Source organism: Coleofasciculus sp. F4-SAH-05, assembly GCF_040222985.1.
In the GTDB taxonomy this organism is placed as follows: Bacteria; Cyanobacteriota; Cyanobacteriia; order Cyanobacteriales; family Coleofasciculaceae; genus Coleofasciculus; species Coleofasciculus chthonoplastes.
In genome coordinates this window covers 14,274-34,918 of record NZ_JAVKBY010000130.1, presented here as the reverse complement: position 1 = coordinate 34,918, position 20,645 = coordinate 14,274, and the positions used below count along the sequence as shown (strand labels likewise).

18 protein-coding genes are annotated in these 20,645 nt (G+C 46.6%); 6 read left to right on the top strand and 12 right to left on the bottom strand.

The window, feature by feature from the left end; all coding sequences use genetic code 11:
- Window positions 1-297 precede the first annotated feature (297 nt).
- On the top strand, window positions 298-1,512 hold the full coding sequence (gene xseA, locus RIG27_RS16020; protein WP_446346730.1) for an exodeoxyribonuclease VII large subunit: 1,215 nt from the start codon (window positions 298-300) through the stop codon (window positions 1,510-1,512).
- A 127-nt stretch (window positions 1,513-1,639) separates the two neighbouring features.
- Here the strand turns inward: xseA and RIG27_RS16015 are convergent, their stop codons facing one another.
- The 4 genes from RIG27_RS16015 to murC all read right to left on the bottom strand — a co-directional run bounded on the left by RIG27_RS16015 (window position 1,640) and on the right by murC (window position 4,953).
- On the bottom strand, window positions 1,640-1,849 hold the full coding sequence (locus RIG27_RS16015; protein WP_446346728.1) for a hypothetical protein: 210 nt from the start codon (window positions 1,847-1,849) through the stop codon (window positions 1,640-1,642).
- A 74-nt stretch (window positions 1,850-1,923) separates the two neighbouring features.
- Window positions 1,924-2,268, bottom strand: coding sequence for a YbaB/EbfC family nucleoid-associated protein (locus RIG27_RS16010; protein WP_446346726.1), 345 nt, complete (start codon window positions 2,266-2,268; stop codon window positions 1,924-1,926).
- Between the two features lie 83 nt (window positions 2,269-2,351).
- A complete protein-coding gene (murB, locus tag RIG27_RS16005) occupies window positions 2,352-3,326 on the bottom strand; it encodes a UDP-N-acetylmuramate dehydrogenase (RefSeq protein WP_446346725.1) in 975 nt (324 codons plus the stop codon).
- Window positions 3,327-3,411: 85 nt separating this feature from the next.
- On the bottom strand, window positions 3,412-4,953 hold the full coding sequence (murC, locus tag RIG27_RS16000; RefSeq protein ID WP_446346723.1) for a UDP-N-acetylmuramate--L-alanine ligase: 1,542 nt from the start codon (window positions 4,951-4,953) through the stop codon (window positions 3,412-3,414).
- Window positions 4,954-5,525: 572 nt separating this feature from the next.
- On the opposite strand from murC, the gene RIG27_RS15995 reads away from it, so the two are divergent.
- Both RIG27_RS15995 and RIG27_RS15990 read left to right on the top strand, forming a co-directional pair.
- Window positions 5,526-6,542, top strand: coding sequence for a type I glyceraldehyde-3-phosphate dehydrogenase (locus RIG27_RS15995; protein ID WP_446346501.1), 1,017 nt, complete (start codon window positions 5,526-5,528; stop codon window positions 6,540-6,542).
- Between the two features lie 720 nt (window positions 6,543-7,262).
- Window positions 7,263-7,571, top strand: coding sequence for a hypothetical protein (locus tag RIG27_RS15990; RefSeq protein ID WP_446346721.1), 309 nt, complete (start codon window positions 7,263-7,265; stop codon window positions 7,569-7,571).
- A gap of 187 nt (window positions 7,572-7,758) precedes the next feature.
- Here the strand turns inward: RIG27_RS15990 and RIG27_RS15985 are convergent, their stop codons facing one another.
- Entirely contained in the window at window positions 7,759-8,445 is a 687-nt protein-coding gene (locus tag RIG27_RS15985) for a hypothetical protein (RefSeq protein ID WP_446346720.1), read from the bottom strand.
- Window positions 8,446-8,577: 132 nt separating this feature from the next.
- Here RIG27_RS15985 and RIG27_RS15980 point away from each other — a divergent pair, with 132 nt between their 5' ends.
- The 3 genes from RIG27_RS15980 to RIG27_RS15970 all read left to right on the top strand — a co-directional run bounded on the left by RIG27_RS15980 (window position 8,578) and on the right by RIG27_RS15970 (window position 11,543).
- The gene (locus tag RIG27_RS15980; RefSeq protein ID WP_446346718.1) at window positions 8,578-9,513 is read left to right on the top strand and encodes a metallophosphoesterase; all 936 of its coding nucleotides are present in this window, start codon (window positions 8,578-8,580) and stop codon (window positions 9,511-9,513) included.
- A gap of 127 nt (window positions 9,514-9,640) precedes the next feature.
- The gene (locus RIG27_RS15975; RefSeq protein WP_446346716.1) at window positions 9,641-10,156 is read left to right on the top strand and encodes a hypothetical protein; all 516 of its coding nucleotides are present in this window, start codon (window positions 9,641-9,643) and stop codon (window positions 10,154-10,156) included.
- A 232-nt stretch (window positions 10,157-10,388) separates the two neighbouring features.
- Window positions 10,389-11,543, top strand: a complete 1,155-nt coding sequence (locus RIG27_RS15970) for an AAA family ATPase (protein ID WP_446346714.1) — start codon at window positions 10,389-10,391, stop codon at window positions 11,541-11,543.
- 195 nt (window positions 11,544-11,738) lie between these two features.
- Here RIG27_RS15970 and RIG27_RS15965 read toward each other — a convergent pair whose 3' ends face one another.
- From RIG27_RS15965 to RIG27_RS15935, 7 genes are all read right to left on the bottom strand, one after another.
- Window positions 11,739-12,191 (bottom strand): QcrA and Rieske domain-containing protein, encoded by a 453-nt coding sequence (locus RIG27_RS15965; RefSeq protein ID WP_446346712.1) that lies wholly within the window; start codon window positions 12,189-12,191, stop codon window positions 11,739-11,741.
- 142 nt (window positions 12,192-12,333) lie between these two features.
- Window positions 12,334-13,029, bottom strand: coding sequence for a rubrerythrin family protein (locus tag RIG27_RS15960; protein ID WP_446344315.1), 696 nt, complete (start codon window positions 13,027-13,029; stop codon window positions 12,334-12,336).
- A gap of 141 nt (window positions 13,030-13,170) precedes the next feature.
- Complete coding sequence (locus RIG27_RS15955) at window positions 13,171-13,458, bottom strand: peptidase (protein WP_446344313.1); 288 nt, start codon at window positions 13,456-13,458, stop codon at window positions 13,171-13,173.
- Between the two features lie 62 nt (window positions 13,459-13,520).
- Window positions 13,521-13,979, bottom strand: coding sequence for an aquaporin (locus tag RIG27_RS15950; protein ID WP_446346709.1), 459 nt, complete (start codon window positions 13,977-13,979; stop codon window positions 13,521-13,523).
- Window positions 13,980-14,070: 91 nt separating this feature from the next.
- Window positions 14,071-15,393: a sensor histidine kinase gene (locus RIG27_RS15945; RefSeq protein ID WP_446346736.1), complete on the bottom strand. Its 1,323-nt coding sequence runs from the start codon at window positions 15,391-15,393 to the stop codon at window positions 14,071-14,073.
- A gap of 413 nt (window positions 15,394-15,806) precedes the next feature.
- Window positions 15,807-16,481: a response regulator transcription factor gene (locus tag RIG27_RS15940; protein WP_446346707.1), complete on the bottom strand. Its 675-nt coding sequence runs from the start codon at window positions 16,479-16,481 to the stop codon at window positions 15,807-15,809.
- Window positions 16,482-16,858: 377 nt separating this feature from the next.
- A complete protein-coding gene (locus RIG27_RS15935; protein ID WP_446346705.1) occupies window positions 16,859-20,632 on the bottom strand; it encodes a hypothetical protein in 3,774 nt (1,257 codons plus the stop codon).
- Window positions 20,633-20,645 lie beyond the last annotated feature (13 nt).

The following is a 20,645-nucleotide window of genomic DNA, read 5'->3' as shown; positions in this document are numbered from 1 at the left end:
GATGGCGGTAGGCACTAGAGACTTCTCCAATTACACAAATCTTAAGGAGTTGGGTATCCTGTTCTAACATATCTTGAATGTAGTCGGTTAACCCTGCCACTGAAAGTGTTGTCTCTGGGGTATTAGTCATTTTTCATTTGTTGGTCCATTCCACATTTTCGTGTTTTACTGGGGGTTGGGGTGGGGTGGTGCGGGGGGTGCTGGGTAAGCTGGGGATCCGGGGGGAGCTGGGGGAGCTGGGGAAACAAATGACAAATGACAAATGACAAATGACAAAGGACAAAGGACAAATGACAAATGACAAATAACCCAGAGACAACCCTTTCAGTGGCAGGGTTAACCGACTACATTCAAGATCTGTTAGAACAGGATACCCAACTCCAGAAGATTTGGGTAATTGGAGAAGTCTCTAGTGCCAACCGCCATCGGAGTGGTATGTTTTTCACCCTGCGAGATTTAGAGGGTAAGGTATCGATTCAATGCGTGGTGTGGAAGTCTGTGCTAAGTAAGCTGGTGCAACTTCCCCAATCTGGAGAACAGTTGATTGCGTTAGGCAGTATCCGGATTTATCCGCAACGGGGACAATATCAGCTTATGGTTTGGCAGGCATTGCCAGGAGGAGAAGGGTTACAGGCACTGCGCTACAATCAACTGCGCCAACGATTAGCGGCACAAGGATTATTTGATGCCCAACACAAGCGCCCCCTACCAACACATCCGCAAACGATCGCGGTTGTCACTTCACCCCAAGCCGCCGCTTGGGGTGATATTCGCCGCACCCTGCGACAACGGTATCCAGGGTTATGTGTGTTGTTTTCTCCGGCACAAGTGCAAGGGGATTTAGCACCCGAATCCATCGTGACAGCGATTGAGCGAGTTGAGCGAGACGGGAGGGCTGAGTTGCTGATTTTGTCGCGGGGAGGTGGCGCATCGGAGGATTTGGTTGGCTTTGATGATGAGCGAGTGGTGAGAGCGATCGCGAATTGTTCAATTCCAGTATTAACCGGGATTGGTCATCAACGGGATGAATCTTTAGCCGATTTAGTGGCTGATTGTTGCGCTCATACACCCACCGCCGCCGCTGAACGAGCCGTGCCAGAGTTGGCAACCCTGATTAGCGAACATCAGCAGCGTCAGGAGGCGTTACATGAGGCGGTGACTCAGCATCTGGATACCTCCTGCAACCAATTGCACCAACTCAGAAACCGTCTAACCCGCTTACCCCTTAACCGACAGTTACAGCAGGAACACCATGCGATCGCGCAGCAGCGACAGCGATTAGTTCACAGCACATCTTGGCGCATAAGTCAAGCCAGTCAACATTGCCAATTTCTGGGGCAAAAGTTAGCCACCCTTGACCCGACCAATGTTTTAAAACGAGGATATGCGGTGGTACGGACTGAACAAGGAAACATTGCTCGCAACGCGACGAGTCTCGCTCCAGGAGAAGAATTACATATTCAATTGGCTGAGGGACAAGTTAACGTTAAAGTCACAGAAATCATTGATTAGGGGCTGCTGTAGGAAGTCTTGTGGTGGAGTTAGAGAGCAGGGGAAGCAGGGGAAGCAGGGGAAGCAGAGGGAGCAGGGGAAGCAGGGGGAGCAATGGTACATTTTCGGTGATTCTATCGCCATAGTTTCAACACCGAGCGAAGCCGAGGTGTTGATAGATAGTCTCACATTTCCTTGAAGATGAACAACTTTCTCTACGGCTCCAAGTGTTGATAGCTAAGGGTTTCGGCTTTGTGCAGCAAGCCCTAATTAAATTGGCTTGGATAACGGTTTTGTGAACTCTGACCAATGACCAATGACCAATGACCAATAACCAATGACCAATAACCAATGACAATCAGAGCAGAACTGGGATGTGCTGTCTCCGATGAATGAAATGAAAGAAACTCTATATTCCCAGTTCTGATGAAATTACATTCCTGGCAGGTTCAACCCACTGGTGAGTTCTTCCATTCGTTCTCTCATCGTCGTGGTTGATTTATCGTAAGCATCCTTCATGGCGGCTGTCACCGTTTCTGAGAGGGCTTCAGCTCCCTGGTTAATCGCGTCTGGAGCAATTTCGACGCGCAGGGGTTCCTGATTCCCACTCATAAACACCTTAACCATACCATCGCTAGAGGAGCCTTCAATTTCCATTTGCTCCAATTCTTCTTGAAGCTGTTTGGCTCCTTGTTGTACCTCTTGGGCTTTTTTGAATGCTTCGGCAAGTTCTTTCATCTTGCCTAAACCGAAGCCGAATCCTTGTCCTTTGGTCATAACTGATTGACTGTCTCTCGAGTTGGACGGGTTTATCGTTGCTAAGTCTTAATCTTAGTACCGCTTCGGTCAATGCGACATCCTTAGACCGGCTGAAACCGTCCTAAGATTTTCACTTCTGGCTCTAAGGAAAGCGACCAATGCTGCTCGACTTGCTGCTGCACATAACGAATCAGTTGGAAGATATCGCTGGCTTTAGCACCGCCACAGTTCAAGATAAAGTTAGCATGGCGTTCTGCCACTTGAGCGCCGCCAATTTGATAGCCTTTCAAACCCAATTGTTCGATCAGCCAACCCGCAGCGTGGGGTTCGGGATTGCGGAAAACACTGCCACAACTGGGTAAGTGATAGGGTTGAGCATCACGCCGTTGCCTTAAATGGTGAGTTGTTGTCGCTCGAACCTGTTTGGGATCAGCGCCCGGTTGCAACTGAAACGTTGCCTGAGTCACGAAGCGATTCCCCCCTTGCAGGATGGAGGTGCGATAGCGAAAGTCCAACTCTTCAGGCGTGAGCCGCTCCACAATTCCGGTGGGTGAAATGGTTTCCACACTCACCAGCAGATCCGCCGCACAACTTTGATGGGCACCGGCATTCATCACCACAGCGCCCCCCACCGTTCCCGGAATACCTACCGCCCATTCCAACCCTTGCCAACCGTGATTAGCGGCAAGCCATGCTAAACGGGCGATTGGTTCTCCAGCTCCCACCGTGACTCGACCCGTATCCGGGTCAAAGTGGGTAGAACGGAGATGACGAGTGCAGACGACTAAACCGGACAAACCACAATCGCTAACCAGTAGATTAGAACCCGCCCCTAACAAGGTTATGGGTAATCCCTGCAAATCTGCCCATTCAAAACTGGAGAGCAGATCCTCGACCCGTCGGGGTGCCACATACCACTCGGCGGGACCCCCCACGCGAAAGGATGTCAAACTCGCTAAAGACACCTGAGAACGGAGGAGGCAGTCAGTTCCAGGCAAGTAAAGCTTAAGCTGATCAGAGGTTTTTTGACAAAGTGGCGCGTTAGCAACGCCGGGAGAATAGGATGACAAGGTCATATCAGTACAGGTCAAAAGAATGCCGATGGATTTTAGCCAGTGGAAGTGGACACACCTAATCGGGTGCGGCTGGGGTTAACCAACCTTAGACGGTTTGACTCAATTCAGTCGAATTCTCAGGTGTCGCCGTCTGGTAGGACTCTATAACCTGGGGAATAATCTGATTCAAATTTCCCGCACCGAGAAAGATAGCCAGATCTCCGGGTTGCAGGATTTGGGCGAGGAGTTGGGAGACTTCATCTAAGGTTGGTTGGTAGTAGACCCGCTCATGGTGAGCCGCGATCGCGGTTCGCACTTGTTCACCTGTAATTTGTCCAACACTGGCTTCGCCTGCGCTATAAATGTCTGTGACCACGACGAGATCAGCATCGCCAAATGATTTAGCAAAGTCTGACAAAAATGTCAAGGTTCGACTATAGCGATGAGGCTGAAAAATGGCAACAATACGGCGTGATAATTCAACCTGTAAGCGAGCCGCCGCTAGGGTTGCCTGAATTTCACTGGGATGATGAGCATAGTCATCGACAAAGGTAATCCCTTTACACTCACCCCGAACCTCAAAGCGGCGCTTGGCACCTTCAAAGGTGGCGAGGGCGGATGCGATCGCGTCAAACTCTAGTCCCAGGTGTCGTCCGACTGCCACAACAGCTAAGGCGTTGCTGAGATTGTGTTGACCTAACAGACTCAGTTGTAGCGTACCTAACACCTGATCGCCTTCCCAAATTCTCGCCGTGATCCCTTCTGCCTGATAAACAACGCGATCCACGCTGTAGTCAGCCCCGGCTGTGCGTTGCAGGCTATAGCTGATCGTGGGCGTGAAATGCGATCGCAATGTCGGGCAATCAATACAGCCCACGATGGTTTGACAGCGATCGGCAAAAATCCTGAAGGTTTCGATCACCTGATCCAGATTCTGGTAATGGTCAGGGTGATCCAGTTCAATATTGGTAATCACACCAATTTCCGGAGCAAGCTTGGCTAACGACCCATCTGATTCATCTGCTTCAGCCACCAGAAAGGGACTTTTACCCAGACGCGCATTTCCTTGCCAAGCCTCCACTTCTCCCCCAACCACGATAGTCGGGTCTAGACCCGTTTTCAGCAGCAAGTATCCCATTAAACTGCTGGTTGTGGTTTTGCCGTGAGTTCCAGCAACGGCAATGCTGCGGTAGTCTTGCATCAACGCTGCCAGTAAGTCGGAGCGATGAAAAATTGGGTAGCCGCCTTCTACAGCCGCTTTGTACTCAGAATTGATTGGATTAATCGCACTCGAACATATTACTTGGGGTAAGCAGGAGGCAAGATGGTCTTCCCGAACAGAGTGGTTAACGTTTGAGGGGGCGGCAATTGTTTCTCGAGGGGGTTCCGGTTCAATCGCAGTTGCAGATACGCCCTGATAAATGGGAACATTCGTTTCTCTAAAAAATTCCAAGTTGGTTGCCTTCTGGTCTCTAAACAGATGAGCGCCGACAGATTGCAACCGCTGAGTAATCGGCGTCGAACGAATATCAGACCCAGATACAGGGAGGTTGCGTTTGGCTAGAACGTAAGCCAGCGCTGACATACCAATTCCACCAATTCCGATGAAATGGAATGGCTTGCCACTAAGATCGACAATATTAGGCATCTTAACTCCTTACACACCACACCACACAAGCCTACTGTGCCAATAACACGCGCTATCATATCAAGAATTGATTTTTCAAGATACAGTCAAGAGTGGATTTATCAGATTTTCTTGGCAACAGACCCACTTCGCTATAAATTGTGTTATGGCTCCAGTGGAGTTGACCACCGTGTTTATACTGAAGTAACTTTTTCTATCTCCAGACGGTTTTTTATACTAAACAGCCTTCATTCTTGGGTTTCCGGAAAATTCAGCAGAACCCTAGAACTCCGACACTCGACCTGGGAAAGCCTGTTCCAGACGTGCTATGGCGCGTCTGGAAGAGAAAATTAAATTAGAGCTCGCTGCGAGCCGTATTGACATCTAACCACACCCTACACCCCTAATCCAAAAACTCTTATTCTCAATTCAGATTCACCCAAACCCTTGGGTGGAAAGACTTAGAGTAACTTATCTGTCCGACGCTTCCCGATCTGTCGCTGAATCGGCATTTAGAATTTGTCCGGCTTTGCGATATGATTGGGTTCATAAAAAGTATATTTACTGAGCTTGAATACAGAGGGCAAGACGCAGTGATTAGAGTAGCGATCAACGGGTTCGGACGCATCGGACGTAATTTCGCCAGATGTTTACTGACTAGAGAAAATAGTCAGTTGGAGTTAGTGGGCATCAATGATACATCTGATCCCAAGACAAATGCTCATTTGCTTAAATATGACTCCATGCTAGGGACGCTCAAAGCCGACATTGGCTATGACGAAAACTCCCTAATCGTCAATGGCAAAACCATAAAGTGTGTATCGGATCGCAACCCCCTGAACTTGCCTTGGGGTGATTGGGGTATTGACCTAGTCATCGAATCGACCGGGGTGTTTGTCACCAGAGATGGTGCATCTAAGCATATAGCCGCCGGCGCCAAGAAAGTGCTGATTACGGCTCCAGGGAAAGGTGGTGACATCGGCACGTTTGTTGTTGGAGTTAATCATCACGACTACGAACACAGCAAGCATGACATTGTTAGCAATGCGAGTTGTACAACAAACTGTCTGGCTCCTGTGGTCAAAGTGATACATGAACACTTTGGCATCATTAAAGGAACCATGACTACGACTCACAGTTACACGGGGGATCAGCGGATTCTGGATGCGAGTCACCGTGATGTCCGTCGAGCCAGAGCCGCTGCGATCAATATTGTGCCAACCTCGACGGGAGCGGCTAAAGCTGTGGCTTTAGTTATTCCAGATATGCAGGGGAAATTGAATGGGATCGCGATGCGCGTACCTACCCCGAATGTATCGGTTGTGGATTTGGTGGCTCAAGTTGAGAAAAGCACCATTGCTGAGCAGTTGAACAAAGTCTTCAAAGAAGAGTCAGAAAACTCGCTTAAGGGCATTTTGGAATACAACGACTTACCGTTGGTGTCCTCAGACTACAAGGGACATGATGCTTCATCTATTGTCGATGCCAGTCTAACGATGGTAATGGGTGGTGATATGGTTAAAGTCATTGCCTGGTATGACAATGAGTGGGGCTATTCTCAGCGAGTTGTCGATTTGGCTGAGCATATAGCGGCGAAGTGGGAAGGTTAAAGCAACAAAACTTTACTGTTTGGATGCAGCAACCTCTCAACGAGTTTATCTAATTGTGGGGGGAGAGGGGGAGCAATAAGACCCACGCCATAATTTTTAATTGGGCGTTGTGATACACTGGACTCCCCCAACATCAATGTGGTAAATTGACATCATCCTTAGATACATCTGCTCACAAAGCTAGTTGAAATTGCTGCACCGTGAGTTGCTTCTCGAATTCGATAATCAACAACCAAGGCAAATCAAACTAACCAGTACCGCCGGGCTAGCGGGAATGTAAACTGCCTGTGCAGACGGTCTACCGGGGACTGAAATGTACTCGTCTCAGTCTAGGTAAGTGTCGAAATCCCGCAAGGGAAAAACCAGGAAATCCAAGTTGTGAAGCTTGGAAGCCCACACCAGAATCTTTGATTTGGTGTGGGAGGATGTCACTGATACTCAGAGTCTGAACTCTGAGTATTTTTTTATCACGATCTGGCAACAATACCCTTCACGTCCCTTACCCACCCCTTCAGTACCGTAGCCCTTGGGGATGAGGCGGGATCATTGTCATGAAAAGCTAACAAAAAAACGGTGTCTCTGCCATTAGAAATAATCTGTACGATTAACTACATTTATAGTTAAAATAAAATAAATAATTAATTAAGCTGCTCGCTTCAGCCAAATCTAAACAGGATTCCAGCTATCCCAAAACTGCATATATATTGGAGAACACCTTCCATGCCCATTAAAATTCAAGTTGAGAGTAATCACTTCCAGGAAAAATGCCATTGCAACTTGTGCGGTAACATTTTTTTCCCGCTAGAGGTGGTGGCAAGAGCGTATCGAGAATCCGGCGAATATGTTAGTGATGTTTGCCCGGAGTGCCTTGCCACTGGTACAGAGGGAATCAGTACCCGAATGCGCCAACGAGCAGACTACCTGCGATCGCTAGCGGTTGAGTTAGAACAACTGGCGAGAAGTGATATTGAATCGCCCAGTTTATCTCAATTTAACATTGCTAACCAGCTTGAGAAAGCCATGCGCTGATCGGCTCTTGATGTAAAGTAGCATTTATCTGAATATAGAGACGTAGCAGGCTACGTCTCTACCTATATAATAAAAACCTATACAAAATAGCGAGCGTATCCCTCGCACTACAACAACCGTTCCCCGTTCTCTATTCCCTATCCTCACCACAACCCGTATTCAGCAAGCCCTACTGAGGGAATGACATCTAACGCTGCCAAATGACTATCCCAGAACCGACTACCGGACTCCGCGCCAATAGACTTCCATCGGAATTAGTGATTTCCAGTTTGCTCAACTCCAAGTCTTGAGAGCGACGCCAAATTTCACTCGCTAATTGCTGTTGCTCCTGTTCATCCAATTTATACCAGCCATCACTCATCGTGACAATCAGACGGTTACCCTGAAAGTTAGCTTGAATGGATTGAATCAATCCATTCGCATACTGAACCGTAATTTCAGCCACTTGGTCTTGAATCGCCGTAATCAGACGTTGTTCTGGGGTAAGTTCTAGGGGAGAAGAATTAGGTTCTGGAGTTTCTGCAAATTCAGGTGCGGCTAATTCGGCAGGTGCAGCAACAGGTTCGGGTTTTGCTTCTTTGGCTAACTGTGTTGGTGTCTCTGGCGTTATGGCGACTGCCGTCACCATTATGACCACAATAAAAGCCGCGATCGCGCCCGTCAATCCCCAATCTGATAGCTTTTGATTCCAAGCTTCGGGTAACAGAGAGCGGATTGCTGCCAAAATACTATCCCACACCTTCTCAACGGTTTCAAAGCTGGGATAGAGCCAATCCACCAGTTTAGACGGGCGAGTGGGTTTAGCCCTATTGGTTTCTTGAATGGATTCATCTACCTCTATGGGTTCCTGAGGATTATGCTGCTCTTTTGACATTTTTATTTCCCTACCCAGCAACGCCAATTAGCATAAAATGCGCTAGATTCTTCTTACAAAGTGCTGTTCCTACAGCACAAATTTAACATTTTTGCCCGTCTTGTCTTCAGTCTCCATGACTGCTCTAGATCTATGAGCCTCAAACGCCGTCAATTTCTGATTTTGAGTGGTATTAGTTGCTTCGGGGCGATTGCCCTTGGCAGTAATCTCTTCGCCCGTCAAACGACTCAGACGAGTGATACCCATTCCCAGACTCCTGAACCAACACCCTCAACGGATACCCAGAACGACTTCACTCATCCTCCTCTGTTACGCTTTGTGTCTATTGCGGATACAGGCACAGGTGCAGCCGGACAATATGCGGTGGCAAAGGCAATGACGGCTTATTATCAACAGAATCCCTACGAGTTGGTGATTATGGCAGGTGACAATATTTATAACAATGGCGAAATTGAAAAGGTAGAGGCAGTCTTTGAAAAACCCTATCAAGCCTTACTCGAAAAGGGGGTAAAATTTCACGCTTGTCTGGGGAACCATGACATCCGCACCGCCAACGGTGATCCCCAAGTCCGATATCCGGGTTTCAACATGCAGGGACGATACTATACCTTTCGCCGGGGATCAGTCCAATTTTGGGCGCTGGATACAAACGCCAAGGCGGATTGGCAGCGTCAGTTACCCTGGTTAGAACAGGAACTCAGCCGCAGCGATGCACCCTGGAAGATTGTTTTTGGACATCATCAAATTTATTCATCGGGTCACTACGGATTGAATCAAAGGTTTATTGAAACCCTGACTCCCTTGTTTCAAAAATACGGCGTGCAACTCTATATTAATGGTCATGACCACCACTACGAACGGACTCTCCCGATTAATGGGACAACCTATTTAATTTGTGGTGCGGGTGCTGGAGTTCGCCGTGTCGGGCGTTCGTCATGGACAGCCCATTCCGCCTCAACGCTTAGTTTTGCGGCTTATGAAGTGTATAGCGATCGCATCCTAATTCGTGGTATTGATACAAAGGGTCAAATCTTTGATCAAGGGGTGATACCAGCACTGCTTGAATAAACTCTATTTAGATCCCATGAAAAGTAAGATCTTCCTCAGCTTCCCCATCTCTCCTATTCCCTGCACCTCTGCCCATGGGATGATGTAGTATTGACACCTATTGGTGTGGGTGACCTACTCAATGCAAATGAAAACCAAACTGATTCAGAAAATCATTGCCAGTGGACTCTTTGTGGCGTTGACTGCCCCAAGTCAGCAAATTGTCCAAGCTCAAGAACGCTCAACCTTCCTGCTAAGGCTAAATTGTGTGGATGCTGGTATTGGCAACTGGAGACGTCGAAGTGAAAACGTTGTCGTCAATAAAGCGGTTTACCCATCGCGATTTTATATGGGTCCAGGCGATACTCAAGCATCATTGACCTGTAGGCTGCAACCCAATCAGGAGAATGTCACATTTGAGAGGCTGCAATTAGGGTTTGGCATGCGCGATAACGACCAAGGTAGTCCCAGCGTTCTTGTTAATGTGTATATAGATGGAGTAAGGGCTGAATCTCGAACCGTTTCACCTGGAGGAGAACCCGCTTTCGTATCGCTGGATGTGACTAACACGCAAAATGTTTCCCTGGAAGCTATCTGTACGAGCAGATTTCAATATTGCGATCGCGTTTATTTCTGGGAAGCTTCACTAGGGATTGTTCCCTAAGCGTCGGCGTCGGCTGGCGTAACCCCAGTTAACGGTTCCTCAAAGGTTACGCATTTAGGTTCTAGACGTGTCAGGGTACGTTTATACAACCCCAAACTAGGAGTTCTTTAATCAATTGTATGAGGCTTTTGCCCGACAAGCTCAACCGATCAGACTATCATCAGCAGTATCAATAACAATTGCTGCTTTTTCATCCCGGTGTCATTTTATTGCCATCAGCCTACTATAAGCCATGAAAGTCAAGCGCCTGAAAATCAACTCGTTCCGTGGCATCGGCGATCTGACGCTGGAGTTCCATGAGACTGAACCGACAGTCTTGGTGGGGATCAACGGAACGGGAAAATCCAGTATTCTCGACTGTATAGCACTCCTGCTTTCCCATTTTGTGGCGGAACTTCAAGATCCGATTGGAACGGGACATTTTATTAACGAACAGGACATTACCGAAGAACGGAAAATTCCGCGACATTTTTTTAGTCAGGAAGATATCGCCAATGGCGCCCATCAAACCAAAAATGAGATCACGATTTCCCTCAGGGAACGGCAGATCAGTTGGTTTCTCTCATTATCCAATACCAAGGGACGACCCAGAGGCGGGAACATTCGAGAATTAGAAGGAATTTGTTTGCGAATTAAGAATCAGTTGCAAAACAATCTGAATGTGAATTTACCTGTCGTGGTTTACTATCCCGTCAACCGCCAGTTTTGCGACAAGGTTACCCAAGAAGCAATGAAATACTATTGGTCGAACCAACTGGCGATTTATGACCAAGCCCTAACGGGTGTGTCGATTAACTTTAGCAGCTTCTTCGAGTGGTTTAAGGATCTTGAGGATCTAGAAAACGAATGGCGTCGAGATAATCCTGAACACCGCGATATCCTCCTAGAAGCCATCCGACAAGCGATATCCTGTCTGTTACCCGGTTTTGCTAACTTGCGGGTGCGACGTGCCCCCTTACGGATGACAGTGACGAAACAAGGTCGAGAATTAGTCGTTAATCAACTATCAGAAGGTGAAAAAGGTTTACTCTCACTCGCCGCCGATTTAGCCAAACGATTAGCGATCGCGAATCCGGGGTTAGCGAATCCCCTAGAAGGGAGTGGTGTGGTTCTGATTGATGAGATTGAACTCCACCTGCATCCGAAATGGCAACATGAGATTGTACCAGCACTGACTCGCACTTTCCCCAACTGTCAGTTTATTGTAGCGACTCATTCACCCCAGGTGATTGCCAATGTGAACCCCCAACAGGTTTACCTTCTCCAAGCTATCCCCGATAGTGAAATGGGAGACACTCCGGTAATTATCGCCAAACATCCAGAACCGTCAATGAGTCAAGACAGCAATGCTTTGCTCCAAGAACTGATGGAGGTTTCGGTTAGCTAGATACAGCGAAAACCCTTAAGTCAAATATTCGGACATGAGCGAAGGTTCAGACAGCGTGGAATCAATCGCCAGTCTACAGACACGTCATTTTAGTCTCTCCGAAAACCTAGGTTTTCCTGACATTTAAATCACCATTCGTAGGGGCACGATAGTATCGTGTCCTCACCCTAAGTTGCCTTTGTATGTAAGCTTATTTTAACCAGCTTTGACCAGAATTAAATCATCTTCTTGCTTCACCTCATAACCAGCCAAAGAATCTTTAGCCGGTCCTTTAATAACTGTGCCATCGATGGCGAATTTAGAATCATGACAGGGACAGACAAATTCGGTTGGCTCGGCTTGCCATTTGACTGTACAGCCTGTGTGAGTACAGGTAGGATTTACCGCTATAATCGTGTTCGAGTCACCAGGATCACGCACGACTAAGATTGAACCGGCTGAAAATTTTTCGTTGAGGATTTCACCGTCTTGATCCAATTGAGCGACTGTACCCACAGGTTCAAATCCATCCGCACGAGTAGTATTAGTTGTAGAGTTAGTTGTAGAGGTTAATTCCTCCGTTTTTGGCGAACAAGCAACCATGGCAACTGGCAAGTAACTAGCGATGCCACCAATACCCACCCAAGTTAGAAAGTCTCGACGATTCATAAGTCAAACAGTCTTTACGATAGCTATTTCTAATGATGTGAGGTTAACCTTAAGGTAGAGACACAACCTTTGCGCCTCTACCACTATACCGCATCCGATTGCTTAATTTAATTCTTCCAACTATTCGCTGGCAATCATTATCCTAAACAATCTCCCCAAACAAATTTTTTGCAGTTCCACATTCTGGACAATTTTCAAAGTTTAGATTATTGGTGGTAAATCCGCACTCAGGACAAACATAGAAAACCATTTTAGCTTCTTTCCAATCTTCAAGGTTATCTTTGGCTTGAGTGTAGTATTTCGCATGTTCAGTTTCAGCTTGTACGGCATAAGTAAAGGTTTGAACGGCTTCTGTATTGCCTTTTTGCTTCGCCTGCTCAATGAACTCCGGATACATAGTATCCCGCTCATAAGATTCTCCCTTAATGGCTTCTTCCAGATTTTCTCGAGTGGATTTAACCTCTGGCGTTTCAATCGTTGCTTCCGGTTTAGCACCAAGTTTGCGAATGACAGCCGCGTGATTAGCCGCATGTATTGCCTCAGCTTGGGCAGCCGCTTGGAAGAGACGAGCAACTTGTTGGTAGCCTTCTGTTTCCGCTTTTTCGGCAAAGGCTAGATAACGAGCATGAGCATTGGATTCACCATTATAGGCAGCTTGGAGGTTTTTCAATGTCACTGCATCTGGGCTGGATGTTTCCTGAGAAACCTCTTGGGTTTTCATCGATGTTGACGGTTCAACCGTAGCGGTTGGGGGTTGCTGGGTACAACCAACTAACACTAACATTCCTAGGGCGGCAATTGATACAAATTTAGCTGTTTTTTTGAGTTGAAGATTCATCGCTTTACTCTCCTCGTTATCAAATAGTTTTCTCTTTTATGTAGAGACGTGCCATGGCGCTCTGTAGAGACGTGCCATGGCGCTCTGTAGAGACGTGCCATGGCGCGTCTTAAGTGGTAAGTTAGAAACTGAATCAGGATTTTAGGGGTTGCCTGTTTTTTTAATAGACGGACGTTTTTTAAATAAACCCGTCATGCTCAACCCTGTAACTAACAACCCCACTAATCCCAACCCATTCAACAACGGATAGATGGTTTCGAGACCTAAAATTTTCAGGGTATGCAGTTGGATCAGAAACCTGGCGATCTCGTCTTGATGGAACCATTCATCAAAAATGGTGTAGCCTATGCCGGTAATCACTGTCAGAATTAAAGGTAGGCAGGCAGCGATCGCGATTAGGCGGTGGTATTTACGAAAGGTGCGTATCATGGGCATCCCCTCCTCCATGGCTTGAGACTTCTGACGTTATCCATCACCGTTTCCGGCTGTAGTTAAGACTTTAGGTGGAAAAGGTAAAGAACTCGGGTGGATACCACAGTTGTGCCAAAAAAAGTTGGGGAAAGTCGTAAACTCCCCCAATTACAAGGTTTGTCTTGGTTAGGCATTGCCCAAAAGCTGCTCAAGTATTTTCGCCGCCCTGCACTAGTAATCAGACTGGCAGCAAAGATGGCTCCTAAACACTGAACAATAATATATCCCAAACCATCTTTGAGATTAATTTTGCCCGCCAACCAAGCGCCGAAGGTGACGGCTGGATTGAGATGACCCCCACTAATGGCGGCGGTAGCGCTAACCATGACAGCAATGGTCAAGCCGTGGGCTAGAGCAATGGCGACTAAATCGACCTCGGTTTCACCTTTAATGATATAGTTCGTCGCGATCGCACCAACGCCAATAAATATTAAGGCAAACGTGCCGATAAACTCAGCAATTAAAGCTTTTGAATTCATTATCTCTAGTATCTTAATACTCTGTATAAACAGCCTTGCCACTCGCTGAGAATGGCTTGTTGACATCCTCACCGCCCTTGTATTCCGTCCCCTAAGAAAATATAGGTAGATACACCTGAAAACAACTGCCAACTCCTAACTTACTCCTCACCGTAATGTCTCCACCATGACGTTGGGCAATAGCTTGGGCGATCGCTAAACCTAACCCAGAACCCTCCTGACGCTGAGTTCGGGCTCTATCGGCTCGCCACAGGCGATCGAAAATCAAGGGTAAATGTTCTGGGGCGATACCAATCCCTGTATCCTCGACACTGACAACCACCCAGGTTTCATCTGTACTCATCGATAGGGTAACTCTACCTCCGGATGGGGTGTATTGCAGAGCGTTTTCGAGCAGATTACAAAATACACGAAAAAGCTGAGAGGCATCTCCCTTGACAAAAACGTCAGGTTGTAGTATTAGTTTCAGAGTCATATCTTGGGCTTCGGCGTTGGGTTCGAGACGTTCCTCAACATCTTCCAAAAGTTCGTCAAGGGGAATCACCGCCCATTCGCGGGTTGGTGCAGGGGTTGTCGCATCCGTTCGGGCTAGTAACAGGAGATCCTCCACCAAACGACTCATCTGGCTAGTCGCCGACGCGATCGCATTCAATTTTTCCACATCCGCCGGATGAATCCGTTCTGGATGAGTTTGCATTACTTCCACTGACGCCTTAATCGCCGTCAGGGGGCTGCGTAACTCATGAGATGCATCGGCTGTAAACTGTTTAAGTTGCTGAAAACTCTGCTCAATGGGCTTCATCGACTGCCGAGTCAGCCACATACCGCCCACTCCAATCAGTCCTAACGCCAGAACACCTGCTACACCTGATCCCCAACGTAACTGGGTGAGGACAGCTTCCACAGACTCTGTAGATTCACTGGCGCGAACATAACCTTCGAGTTGTCGTTGTCCTTGGCTGTAACTGTACGCGGGAATCGTTAAGGTACGAATCTGCCCTTGTTCCCCTGTCTGGAATCCTTCTTGCAGGGGAAAGGTTGGCGAAAGGGTGCCAGAGATAGCTAATCGTTGCTTATCTGCCCCAAACCACTCCACACCTTGATCCGGTTTACTCAGATTCTGCCAGGGAATGTCGAGATCACCATCTCCATCTAAAGGGCGATAAGCTGGTTGATCAACGGCATCTTTATCCTGCTTAATCGCCACTAAACTATGAGCCGCCGCTTGGGCTAAATTGAGCAGACGGTTATCGAGTTGTTGATAGAGACTATGGGCAAAAAATTCATAGACTACGCCATTGGATATGACCCGAATTGCCACCATAACCATCAGGTAGGAACCCAACAGACGCCAGTGCAAGGCTTGAAACTGGGGACTGACAGCATTTTGAGCTTTCGCGATCGCTGAGGGCATGGTTTTGACCCGTCGTGACCATTGATGAAATGATTGTGAGGGTGTAGGGGCGGGTTTAGGGATTTTCTTTTTATTGATGGTAACCTTTTGGCGAAACCCGCCCTGACTGAGTGTTGAGGGTTGACGCTTCGCGTTCGGCGAGGGAATAATTTTCAGACCTAATTTTGATAAAAAGGAATCCAATGTTTTCTATCTCCTATCAATATTACTCGGAGCGAGCTATAAATGTAATTTCTTCTTCCCCTGCTTCCTCAAGGGCGGGTTTAGTCAACTTATCGGTTTAGCGCCTGCATGTTATCTGTAAAACCCGCCCCTACACCCCCGGTTCCCTCTGCTCCTCTATCCCTTGCCGTATTGTGTCTCCTATTTCCCTCATTTGCCGTATTTTCTCTACTCATACGTCTTTCCCCTGGCTAATGTTGCTTCAGCCGATACCCTATGCCATAAACGGTTTGAATCAAATCAGGTGGAGCGCCGACTGCTCTCAGTTTCTTGCGTAAGTCTTTAATATGAACCTTAACCGCGTCTTCTCCGGGTGGATCATCCCAAGACCAAAGCTGTTCTAAAATAACGCTACGACTCTGCACACGACCATGACTTCGTAACAGTAATTCCAGCAAGCCATATTCCTTGGGTGTCAGATGCAGGGGGTGTTCAGCATAAGTGACTTGACAGGTATTCGGATCGAGGCTCAGACGTTCCCACTCCAGCACGGGGGGTAGGCTAGAATTGCCTCGACGCAGTAATGCCCGAATCCGAGCCGTTAATTCGGGCAAATCAAAGGGTTTGAGCACATAATCATCCGCACCCGCATCTAATCCGATCACCTTATCATTGCTGGTGTCTTTAGCCGTCAGCATCAGCACCGGGGTCATTTTGCCGGAACGTCGCAAGCGTTGACAAAAACTAATTCCATCAAGTTTGGGTAGCATCACATCCAGCAAGATGAGTTCATAGTTGAATGCTTCGACGAAATCCCAACCCGCTTCGCCATCAGTCGCCAGATCAACAATATAATGTCGATCTTGCAGAGTTTCTGCCAGCGCTTTGGCAATGCGCTGATCATCCTCAACCAGCAGAATCCTCATGATTTTTCAGTGCTATTTACGAGTAGATAGTGTCTATAATAACCTTTCACTTTCGTCAACTATAAATTGGATTCTCACCCAACAATTTTGTCTCATCTGTCGATAACAAAGTCTGACAGGTAAACCATTGACAGTTGCCAACTTTAAAAGTATTACATGAGGATTCGGGTTAAGATTCTAGCAAGTAGGTTGGGTTGAGTAACGAAACCCAACGTATCAGGTTAGCATGAACATTATATCAAACTTGACCTGCTCCCAATGGGATTCGCGTCAGGTTGGGCAAAAGCTAGCCAAGTCTTACTGATTAGTGGGCGAGTCAACACCAATAATAGGCTGTCCTATTACCGTTAGTCCAGCGACTCGCCCCTACAAAGCGTTTATGTCGGGTTATCCGTGTTTAAACAATTTGAAGATTCTGCTTCCTCTAGCACATCCGACACCCAAAACAAATACATAGAAAAGACGGATTGTTGAATAGATTCTAAACGACTAGCCCACTCAGCAACTTCTGACAGGTTCATGGCTAACTGAATTCTTCCATCTCTAGAACAATCGGCAGTTGGCAGGATTTGTTCATGTAGTTCCGCAAGTCCCTGAACTACAGTATTTAAATGGGGACGATTTGCCTGCTCGGAAGGCGAAAGCTGATCGAAATAGTCAAACATTTCTGTCTCTGTGTCTAATACGGCTTGGAATATCTCGCCCATCGGACTTGTGAGCCGTTGAATATACTGCTGAAGTAACTCGTGTCCCTGCTCGTTTAGCTCTGGCAGTTTTTCAAACTCTCGTAGGTGTGAAACCAATAATGACAACTGAAACAGCAATCCTGTGAGTTTTTGTCCAACTAGCAAACGAGGATATGTCCAAGTTGAGAGTTCCAATTGAGAGAAAGCGTTTGAGGGAATAGCAACTGGCACAAAATTACATTGCCCAAAAGTATCCTCACCCCTGTCTACTGAGAAGAGAATTGAGGAAAAACGCCGAGCTGTTCCATCCAAAGATTTACCCTTTACCAACGGCACAATGACAATATTTGACCAAGTGAATGTGATGGCATAGTGCCGTAATTCATGATTCTGAGAAACAGCGATCGCTCGACGGATAGCAGAAACTACTTCTTCTACAGTGTTATACACATCAAACACATTTTCCCCATTAATCACCAGCCAGAGAGTTCGCTCCTCTTCCCAAAGTACGTCCTCTGAGAGAATACTGACTTGTAAACCAGTTCGGGTGAGCCTCCGTAGCTCTCTCTTGATATTGTTTCTGATTTCTCTAACTTGATTACTGAATTGCTGTGTACATTGCCAGGTGGCGTTTTGGAATCGCTGATCGGGATGAAAGGCAAAGAAATACCATGAACACCATACATCGTTAAATAGGGCTTTTTCTAAGCGTTCTAAGTTACTTAACTCATGAATCTCCACAAATTGGCTCAAAAGACTTCTAAACTCTCCTTGTAGCTTGGGCAAGGCTTTCCGAGCATCCCCTAAATTCAGTACAGATAGGCGAGCCTGTTGATTGAGATCGATATTGGCTTGCTGGGCAATTTCTTGAACTCTAGTATTTTCTCCATTCCTGAAATAGGGATGAAAATTTAGAACCCACTCAGATTGCCCAAAGAAGTTAGAGCATGTACGAGTATATTCGTTAAAAGCTTTGAGATAAGGGTTGTATTTTGCGACGACTAGATTCTGACGTTTGTAAGGAGCTTTTTCATTTGACTCATTTGAGCGATCACGACTATCAGAATTTGACTCATTTGAGCGATCACGACTATCAGAGGCAAAGCCCCATTCATCAAAAGCACAGCTTGGCAGTAAGGGAGAAAACTGTAAAAGTTGCTGAGTGCGAGTCCATAAACTGGATTCAATATGGTCATCCAGTATTCGGATCATCTTTTTTTGTCTAAAGTAAACGTCCAGACCCTGTTTCAGTTGTTGCAGGACTTGCACAATTGTTTGTCTTAATTCCAAAACAAGTTGAGTGTATTCTTCCCATGTATTAGGTCGTAAATTCTGCTCTACTAATCCTCTAAATGTGGCATTCAGGGAAACTAACCGCTGGAGTAGAAGGTTAGAGTGTGGGATGTTCTTGTGAGTGTCATCAGGGAGTTCAGCATTGATCCAGATTCGATGTCCATACCCTTGGCTGTCATATCGTTCTCGGTCTGGAAAAAACTTTCTGCCTAGCTCCAATCGCTCCATTGCTGCATTCAGGAAATATCTTTCAGTTTGACTGGGTTTAGCTTCAGAGCGCTGTACACCGGGTTGAGATAGCTCAGTCGGGACATGAGATTGAATGTTTTGCCTACTGTTAAGTTGTTGTATTTCAGATGGGAAAATTCCACTCTGAAATAAATCAATTAGGAAATGTAATCGAAGATTTTGTCCATCATCTTCCCACACTACTGTCTGGGTTTCTCGTTGGAATCGACTGATCAATCTAGCGTAATTATCATTTATCCAGGAGCGATAGCCTGATTCATCGCAGTAGAAAAGCCCAAGGGCGACATCTGCCAAGGTTTCAAAATTTAATGTCTCAACTGCACTATCTAGGTCAACACGAGATAGCCAATTAATGATTGGCAAGGTTACTTGTAATCGCCCTACCCAGAACAAAGTTTCTGCCATCCCCACCCAATCTAATTCAAGTTGGGGAGGAATTGGTTCCTGAGTTAATTTTGATAGCCACCGAGAAGCACGAACAAATATCTGACTTGTCTCGGTTTGACGACTGCGGAGGGCTTCCACCTGTGCCAATCCCTTCTCAGGTAATAACCGCGCTAGTGTTGAGTGAAGATTTGCTATTGCATCTGGACTGGCATCGGCGATATCACAATTAAGAACTATTTGCCAGCCGCTACTCGCTACTTTGTCAATATCCACAATCAGTTGTTGATTGGTTTCAACATATTCCTTAATGCCAAGCCAAATCAACGCTCGGACTACACCCGCGATCGCAACCCATCGTCTCGGCTGATATGAATCAAGTGCATTTAAAAATGGTTCCAGCTCCGTCCGACACCTTGAAAAGGCATAGAGTAGAAAATTGCTAACGTCTTGCTCAACGATAAACGGTAAACATTCAGTAGCACTTTCAGACCAAGTATAGAAGGTCGGATCAGTCAGGATATCTGCCAAAATTTCTGAACGAATGGGATGCAATCCTCCCACCCAAGCACTGTTATTTGTGGTTTTCAATAAATAATATTCTTTTTCCATCACCTCCAAAGTTCGCTGTGGCGCAGGCAATTTGAGGGAACGAACCAATTCTCTAACTTTCAAACGTGCTTCAAAAGCTGACGCAACTGAAACTAATCGAAGTAATGTGAGTTCGGCTTCAGAACGTTTTCCGGCTCTAACCTCATCTTCAATTTGTCTAACCTGCTGTCGTAGTTTCTCCCGGAGAGAATTTCCTTGAGTAACAAGGTAGACAAATTCCATCAAGGGTCCTTCACCACCAAACCGGTTCCAGGCATCGTCGAAGTCCAGAAATTGGGTTGGTTTTTCCGTATCTACTAAAAATTGATAAATTTCTGCCGCTTCAGGACGATCAAACCGTAACTCTACTTCAGAAAACTGTAGCTCTGCGCCAGAAATGCTAGTGCGGCGGAAGTCTTCTTCTCGAATCGTAACCAAAGTTTGGATATTTCGATGGGAGGATAGTTGTTTGACAAGCTCATCCAAACCCACGTCATTCGGCGCAACGTCTAGATAGACAGCGATAGGAATTTCGCTCTCCTTAGCTTGCCTTGCCAGTGCATTGGCGATATTTAAGGCATCTTTACGACCTTCGACTACTTGGACTTGGAAACGTTGATGATCTCGAAAGAAGTCATGCAAGTACCTATATGCCAGAGTTGTTTTTCCTTGCCCAGAAGCACCATGAACAATTACGAGCTGGTTTTCCTTGAATTTCTGATTAATCTCATTCAGCTTATTCGGACGGGGTTTATCAACTGCGGCAAGAATATGTTTGTACCGAGCTGAGATTCCACGATAAAACTCATTCGATAACGTCTCCCGTTCTTGGGCTTCAACATCTTCATCCTGAATGGGTGTGATCGAGGTAAACCCTTCAACGTAGACGGTTCCTGGTGAGTTAATAATGTATTGGTCTCGTCCGTAGTTGTTATTCTGCTGCGTCACAAGCTCACCGACT

Excerpts from the sequence above, each read along its gene's own strand:
- RIG27_RS15950 (WP_446346709.1), bottom strand. The coding sequence starts at position 13,979 with ATGAATTCAAAAGCTTTAATTGCTGAGTTTATCGGCACGTTTGCCTTA.
- RIG27_RS15975 (WP_446346716.1), top strand. The coding sequence starts at position 9,641 with ATGAAAACCAAACTGATTCAGAAAATCATTGCCAGTGGACTCTTTGTG.
- RIG27_RS16010 (WP_446346726.1), bottom strand. The coding sequence starts at position 2,268 with ATGACCAAAGGACAAGGATTCGGCTTCGGTTTAGGCAAGATGAAAGAA.
- RIG27_RS15990 (WP_446346721.1), top strand. The coding sequence starts at position 7,263 with ATGCCCATTAAAATTCAAGTTGAGAGTAATCACTTCCAGGAAAAATGC.
- RIG27_RS15955 (WP_446344313.1), bottom strand. The coding sequence starts at position 13,458 with ATGATACGCACCTTTCGTAAATACCACCGCCTAATCGCGATCGCTGCC.
- RIG27_RS15970 (WP_446346714.1), top strand. The coding sequence starts at position 10,389 with ATGAAAGTCAAGCGCCTGAAAATCAACTCGTTCCGTGGCATCGGCGAT.
- RIG27_RS15960 (WP_446344315.1), bottom strand. The coding sequence starts at position 13,029 with ATGAATCTTCAACTCAAAAAAACAGCTAAATTTGTATCAATTGCCGCC.
- RIG27_RS15940 (WP_446346707.1), bottom strand. The coding sequence starts at position 16,481 with ATGAGGATTCTGCTGGTTGAGGATGATCAGCGCATTGCCAAAGCGCTG.
- RIG27_RS15945 (WP_446346736.1), bottom strand. The coding sequence starts at position 15,393 with ATGCCCTCAGCGATCGCGAAAGCTCAAAATGCTGTCAGTCCCCAGTTT.
- RIG27_RS15980 (WP_446346718.1), top strand. The coding sequence starts at position 8,578 with ATGAGCCTCAAACGCCGTCAATTTCTGATTTTGAGTGGTATTAGTTGC.
- RIG27_RS15965 (WP_446346712.1), bottom strand. The coding sequence starts at position 12,191 with ATGAATCGTCGAGACTTTCTAACTTGGGTGGGTATTGGTGGCATCGCT.
- murB (WP_446346725.1), bottom strand. The coding sequence starts at position 3,326 with ATGACCTTGTCATCCTATTCTCCCGGCGTTGCTAACGCGCCACTTTGT.
- murC (WP_446346723.1), bottom strand. The coding sequence starts at position 4,953 with ATGCCTAATATTGTCGATCTTAGTGGCAAGCCATTCCATTTCATCGGA.
- RIG27_RS15985 (WP_446346720.1), bottom strand. The coding sequence starts at position 8,445 with ATGTCAAAAGAGCAGCATAATCCTCAGGAACCCATAGAGGTAGATGAA.
- xseA (WP_446346730.1), top strand. The coding sequence starts at position 298 with ATGACAAATAACCCAGAGACAACCCTTTCAGTGGCAGGGTTAACCGAC.